The sequence below is a fragment of the Candidatus Hydrogenedentota bacterium genome (genome assembly GCA_018005585.1).
Lineage (GTDB): Bacteria > Hydrogenedentota > Hydrogenedentia > Hydrogenedentales > JAGMZX01 > JAGMZX01.
On sequence record JAGMZX010000071.1, the window covers coordinates 21,692 to 27,909 of the forward strand.

Annotated in this window: 7 protein-coding genes; 1 reads left to right on the plus strand and 6 read right to left on the minus strand. The window is 62.3% G+C overall.

Annotation, left to right across the window (positions count from 1 at the left end):
* Positions 1-71 precede the first annotated feature (71 nt).
* The 6 genes from KA184_13120 to KA184_13145 are packed head-to-tail and all read right to left on the minus strand — an operon-like array spanning position 72 to position 4,732.
* Positions 72-395: a hypothetical protein gene (locus KA184_13120; GenBank protein ID MBP8130513.1), complete on the minus strand. Its 324-nt coding sequence runs from the start codon at positions 393-395 to the stop codon at positions 72-74.
* A gap of 30 nt (positions 396-425) precedes the next feature.
* Positions 426-1,487, minus strand: a complete 1,062-nt coding sequence (locus tag KA184_13125; GenBank protein MBP8130514.1) for a V-type ATPase subunit — start codon at positions 1,485-1,487, stop codon at positions 426-428.
* Between the two features lie 3 nt (positions 1,488-1,490).
* Positions 1,491-2,087: a hypothetical protein gene (locus KA184_13130; GenBank protein ID MBP8130515.1), complete on the minus strand. Its 597-nt coding sequence runs from the start codon at positions 2,085-2,087 to the stop codon at positions 1,491-1,493.
* Between the two features lie 16 nt (positions 2,088-2,103).
* Positions 2,104-2,415: a F0F1 ATP synthase subunit C gene (locus tag KA184_13135; GenBank protein ID MBP8130516.1), complete on the minus strand. Its 312-nt coding sequence runs from the start codon at positions 2,413-2,415 to the stop codon at positions 2,104-2,106.
* 53 nt (positions 2,416-2,468) lie between these two features.
* Positions 2,469-4,403 carry a hypothetical protein gene (locus KA184_13140; GenBank protein ID MBP8130517.1) on the minus strand — a complete coding sequence of 645 codons (1,935 nt, stop codon included), beginning with the start codon at positions 4,401-4,403 and terminating at the stop codon, positions 2,469-2,471.
* Positions 4,400-4,732 carry a hypothetical protein gene (locus KA184_13145; GenBank protein MBP8130518.1) on the minus strand — a complete coding sequence of 111 codons (333 nt, stop codon included), beginning with the start codon at positions 4,730-4,732 and terminating at the stop codon, positions 4,400-4,402. The genes KA184_13140 and KA184_13145 overlap by 4 nt, the downstream gene beginning before the upstream one ends.
* Before the next feature lie 774 nt (positions 4,733-5,506).
* Between KA184_13145 and KA184_13150 the strand changes: the two genes are divergently transcribed.
* On the plus strand, positions 5,507-6,163 hold the full coding sequence (locus KA184_13150) for a cytochrome c3 family protein (protein ID MBP8130519.1): 657 nt from the start codon (positions 5,507-5,509) through the stop codon (positions 6,161-6,163).
* Positions 6,164-6,218: the final 55 nt, after the last annotated feature.

Consider the following 6,218-nt stretch of genomic DNA (forward strand, 5'->3'; position numbering starts at 1 on the left):
CTCGTTAGCAACAGAGGCTTCGGCCGGTGCCGGCGCGGCCTGCTTCACGCGCCGGACCCCGCCATAGGCCGCTAGTCCAATCGAATTTCAAAACCCACAGCCGGCCGCAGGATCGCACTGATGTACGCGTCCGTGTGCGCGTCGTCTTCGTCAAACGGCGGGCAATAAATCACGAGCGGCTGCCCTTTGTGACGCGCGAGCCGGTTTGAACACCACTCGGAGAACTGGTCGCGGAACGTCTCGTCCACGAGCACCACGCGCGCCTCGCTGTCGAGTAATTCATCGAGGCGCGACTCCATGTCGCGCACCTGGTCGATGCGTTCGACCCGCACGCCGGTCAGGCCGACCCCGAGTTCCAGAGCCGCGCGGCCTATGGCTACTATGTTCGGCGTCATATGTGTGACTCGACCTCCCGCATCGGGGACCTAAATGAACACCAATTGCTCGCGCACGCGGCCTGGGGGCACGTGCCCCGCCATACCGCGGGCGATCAAGCGCAGATTTACCGCTTCGTTGTATTTGCGGCACGCATAATCCATCACCACCGCAAAACTCAGCGGGTCGCGGACCGACAACCGCCGCAATTCCCGCAGCAGCACGCGCTCGAACAGCCGCTCTATCGGCGAGAAACGTTGCGTCTGCGTGAATTGATACAGCTCCGTAACGAATTCGCCATACCGTTTGCCGCTCAATTCGCGCACCACCTCGGCCGCGTCCTGCGCCTGGCCCAGCCGCGCGAGCATGGGCAGCGACAGCGTGCCTTCCGGCAAGAACCGCGCCGCGGGAATGGGGGGCGCACCCGGCTCGCGCAGCCGCAGGAAGATGAGCCTCAAATTGATGCGGTCGCGTTCCAGCCGCATGAAAAAATGGAGCAACTGCCCCGACTCGTCATCCGCACGGCGAAGTTGTTCCGTCGCGCGCACGAAGTAACGCTGGTCCAGCGCCTCATCCAGCACGGCGACCTCGCCACTCTGCTTGTAGGCGGCCAGAGCGGAACTCAACCCGCCGCACAGGTCCGGGTTCCAGGCGATGAGCTGGCCGCAGAGCGTCTCCATGTTGGGGCACGCGGCCAGGCGCCTCAGGACACCGGGGGTCATCAGCGCCCCCGGCACAAGCGACGCGACCGCATCGTCAGGGCCGAGCCCGTGATGCCGGGCGCGTACGAGCGATTTCACCGCGCGGAGGTCCCATCGCATCAGGAAGTGCTTCAGCAACTTGAGGGGCCTGCCGGTGGCGCGCGCCAGCAGCATGCTTGAAGTCAGCGCCACGTTGCGCGTCACGGCATCCTCGATCGCATCCGCGCCCGTACCGTGCGAAAGCGCCTCAGCGAGCTGCTGGCGATAAGGGGAATCAAGCATCGCCTCGGTCATTCTCGCCAAGTCGTTCTGATGCAGGAATTCCTCGATGCGCGCACGCGGGAAGAGCATGCTCTTCAGGCTGCGCACCCGGGCATTCATGTAGGCAAATTGCGGATCATCGGCGGCCATCGCTCAATGCTCCAAACCGAAAAGCCGTTCCACGGCCAGCCTGCGCGCGGCGTTCTCGTGCCGCGTCAGGCGGGGCGTCAAGGCATTCGTAATGCGATATGTTCGCCCGCGGTCCTGCATCGCCACGCCGTCCCGCAGGCTCGCAAGCGGGCTAACCTCCAGGCTGCCGCGGCCCAGACGCGCCAAGAACTCGCGGAGCGCATCCACATGGCGGGGCGGCGCAAGCACGACCGCGTCGTCCGGAGCGCCGTCGATCAACTCCCGGAGCAGGGACTGGAGAACCCGCAAGAAGCCGGGCTCATCCGCCATGCGCTGGATTTCCTTCTCGACCGCGCGCAGGAGTTCGTCGGCAATGACGTCTTTGGTGTTCAGGACCAGCTTCTTTGCCTCGGCTTCGGCTTTTTCCCGGGCGCGGGTCTCCGCCTGCAGCAATTCCGCGCGCAAGGCGGCGAGCGCCGCCTCGCGTTCGGCGGCGGCGTGCTGCCGGGCCTCCTCGCGCGCGGCGGACGCGGCGTCGCGCGCACGCGTCAGGATTTCCTCGCACTGGCGCGCGACTTGCGCCGACATCAACCCGAGCAGCGGGGCCGTTTCCGTAGACATGTGCGCCCCGATTCGGCTAGAGGTTCAGGGCAATGACGATGCCCATGACGAAACCGAGCACCACCATCGTTTCCGGCAGCGCGACGAGGATGAAGATGCGGCCGAACAGTTCGGGCTTCTCGGCCATGGCGCCGGTGCCGCCCGCGCCGATCGCGGCTTGCGCGCGGCCCGTGGCCAACGCGCCGCCAAAGATGCACAAGCCCGCCGCGATGGCTATGCCAAATGCGCGAATGCCCGCGCCCAGCGAGATGTCCGTGCTTGCCGCCGCTTGCGCCGCGTCTCCGGCGCCATGCTCCTGCGCCGAGGCGACTGGCGTGAGCAAGCACATAGCCAGCATGAACAGACTGGCGAATACCACCGTGTGACGCACTGCCGTTTGCGTTACCATAGAAGCTCCTTTCTAAACGGTTGATAGTTCCGTCCTTCCGGTTCGTAAAACTTCGGCAGGAATTCGACGTAATTCAGCCGCAACGAGTGGATAGTCGGACTGAAAGCGCCGATCCCGATGTTGAGAAAGTGAATGACCCCCGCCAGCGGAATGCCCACGACGATACCCGCCGCGCCCGGCATGCTCAGCGTCTTGTTGGCCAAGTCGGCCAATACGACCGAAGCAAGCCCCAGCGCCATCAGGCGTCCGTAGGAGAGCACGTTCGACGTCAGGCCGATGATCTCCATGACGCCCATCGCAGCCATCGCGCCCATGGCGTGAATCAGCAGCCCCAGCGCCGCGACAAACAGCACAGCGGCCGCAATGGCGCCCGCGGTCGCGCCGCCGGGGAAGAAACCCAGGACGCCCGCCACACCTACGATGACCGCCATGAGGCCGAGGAGCATGCCCAGCTTCTCTTCCGCGTGTTCGCGATGACCGTGCCGGTACCCTTCGATCACGCCAATGACCAGGCTGACGGGAACATGAATGAGCCCATACCCGATGGCGATGCACAGAAGCAGCAGTGGCTGGTGCATCCGGTGGAACAAGGGCTCGATACCCAGATACAACTCCGGCAAATTACCGAAAAACTCGCCAAATACCACGCCCCAGACAATCGAAGACGCGCCCATCCACTGCGCGATAGTCAACGCGTCACGCACCAGTTCGCGATGACCCCAGCGGCGCTTCGCCCAGGCGGCCACGCCTATGAAGAGGAGGCCATATCCGGCGTCGCCGAGGATAAAGCCGTAGAACAAGACAAACGCCACCGCGACAATCCACGTCGGGTCAAAGGTGCCATACCTGGGCGGGTCGAAGATACGCAAGATCAGCTCAAACGGTTTGAAGATACCGCGATTGCGCAGCAAGGTCGGGATACGTTTCCGGTCCACGTCCGTATTCGGGAGCCTGTCCACAACCGCCCGATCGCCGAAATGGGCGCGTATCGCCTGGCTGAACGTGCCGTATGTATCTCGCGGGATCCAGCCATGCACGACGGCTACCAGCTTGCTCTCGGCGAAAGAGCACACTACCCGTAATTGTGCGATGCGGTCCGTGACCGCCCGTTCGAGCGTACAGAGGTCAGCGCCATGCACCTGCGAGAATTCCGCACGTTCGGACGCCAGAGCCTCGAGTTTCGCCTCGAATCCGCGCAACAGGTCTTCTATGCGGTTCAGCGCATCGTCCACCGTGATACCGCGCAGCGCCTTGTCCGGCACTTCCAGCGGGACAATCCCGCTCGCTTGCAGCAGTTCGGCCACAGCCGCGCCGCGCCCCGCCGGATGGGTGATCACCGCTACCGTGTTCGTGCGATCGAGCGCACGGCGGAGCATGTCGCACTCCGGGCCAACGTCCTGAATGATCTGTTTGTCCAGTTTGTCCAGCGTGTCGCCATTGCGCGTCGCCACGATAATGGCCTTGGCGGTAACGCCGAGCAACACGTGCCGCTCGGTCAGCAGCGGCGCAACAATCCGCAGCACGTGACGGTAATTGCGAAGGACTTCCTGGTTGTCCTCAATATTCAAACGGCGGCGGGCCAGCGACCGCAGTCTGCGGTGGCAATATTGCACCGCGCGGCTCGCGGTCTGGAGGCCGGGCGCGGCTTCGGCGTAGTTGCGGCTCGCCGCAGTCAATTCTTCCGGGGACGGCGCGGACGACAGCAGAGGTATGGCTTCGCGCGCCTTGCGCTGAACTTCCTCGAGGGACTCGAGCTCCTGCTGTCTCTCGCGCGGCAGGTGCACGCGGTGCAGGAAGCCTGGATGGTTCTCCATGGCAAGCGGCACGTCTTCGATGTGTACGACGCCCGCCTCCTGAAGAAACGGAATCATGCGCTGCAGCTCAGATTGGAGAAAGACAACCTCCACGCGGTCCATTGCGGCTATCACGAGGCGTCTCCCTCGCTGGAGGAAGGAAGTATCATTCGCAACACTTCCGCCTTCACGCTGTCCAATTGCCCCGCTGTTGCCGCGCGGATACGGCCGACTTCGCGCTGCGCCGCAGCCATGATATCGCCGCGCGTCTGCTCGCGTTTCGACACCGCCTCCGCGCGCATCCGGGCAATCTCGGCATTCAGCGACTCCGCCTCCGCGCGCATCAAAGCGGCGGCTTCCGCGCGCGCTTCTTCCATCAATCGCTGAGCTTCCTGCTCCGCGCCCTCGACCCGGCGCATCAGCGCTTCCTCATGCTCGGCAATGGTCTCGAGAGGACTTATCATGGTCACACCGCACCACCTGTATTATTCGGATGAAAGACTTCCGTCCATCGCTAGGAAGGAACCTGCGCATGCCCGCCTTCCGGGAAGGCGATGTACGCGGGCTTCTTGCGCCAGACTACATCTTCTTGCGCGAACCAGGCGGGGATAATGCCAAACATGCATAGGTCAAGTCAACATTGGTTTTTATTGATTCGTTTTTATTGATTCCGACCCGAAACAGGTGCCTATTGCATCACGCGGCATCTGACATATACAGAACCCCGTTAAGGCAGCTACGCATACCCGCCACCTCCACAGGTTTTCTTGTTTTGCACCCGCATGCCCGCGCCGCGCTCCCACGATTTGCGGCGCCTTCCCAAGCGTTAACCTCAAGTGTAACGAAAACGACGCCGCAATTATTTCCTTACGGTATTGGCCATTGGCCATGCGTATCAGAAGCGTCGTCTGATGTCTTGGTCTGTGGCCGGGATGCAGGGGATTTGGGGCCAAAGAACCGTCCATGCGGACATTATCGGGCTGTATTTGGAGTCTGGCATAAACTGCAAATGAGAATTGTTAGCAGCCAAGTACACGGGAAAACGACGCTTGGAGACGCGTTGGCTGCCGTAGAAACCTTGATAAGACGATTATGATTCCGCAATTTGCAGGACCAAGAAGCAGACCATACTCGCGAATTCGAGCGTCCTTGGCATTCGGCGGGGTCCTCGCGCCGCAATGCACGATGAGAGATTCGGTGCACCTCACGGGCTGGTTTCGGATGAAAGGCTAGAGTGCGTGGCACAGGTATTCAAAGAAAGCGCAAACACGCTTGCGCGCGCCAGCATATTGATAACGGTAACAATGCTTCTGATAGGTTCGGGGTTGGCGACGGCACTCTATCGGTCTCCTTACGTCACGCAGGTCGGCGTGGCGAAGGAGCAGACCATTCCCTTCAGCCACCAGCGTCACGTCGCGGGCAACGGCATTGACTGCCGCTTCTGCCACACGTCGCCGGAAACCGGCTCCTTCGCGGGCATCCCCCCCACCGAAACGTGCATGACCTGCCATTCACAGGTTCTCACCGAAGCCTCGCTGATCCAGCAAATGCAAGGAAGCTGGGATTCGGGCGCGCCGCTGACCTGGACACGAGTCACTGACCTGCCGGATTTCGTCTATTTCGACCACAGCGCGCATGTCGCGAACGGCATTGGCTGCACCACGTGCCATGGCGAGGTCGATCAGATGCCGCTCACATGGAAGGCAAACACCTTTCACATGTCCTGGTGTCTGGAGTGCCATCGCTCTCCCGAGCGATTCGTCCGGCCGAAAGAATCGATTTTCGACGTGAAATGGCAGACGCCGCCTGATCAACTCGAACAGGGCGCGCGGCTCGTCGCGGAATACGGCATCAACAAGCAACAACTCACCGACTGCTCGGTGTGTCACCGGTGAGCACGGACATGCACGCGCAAGACCATCCGTTCGATACCATGGCAGCCTCCACCTC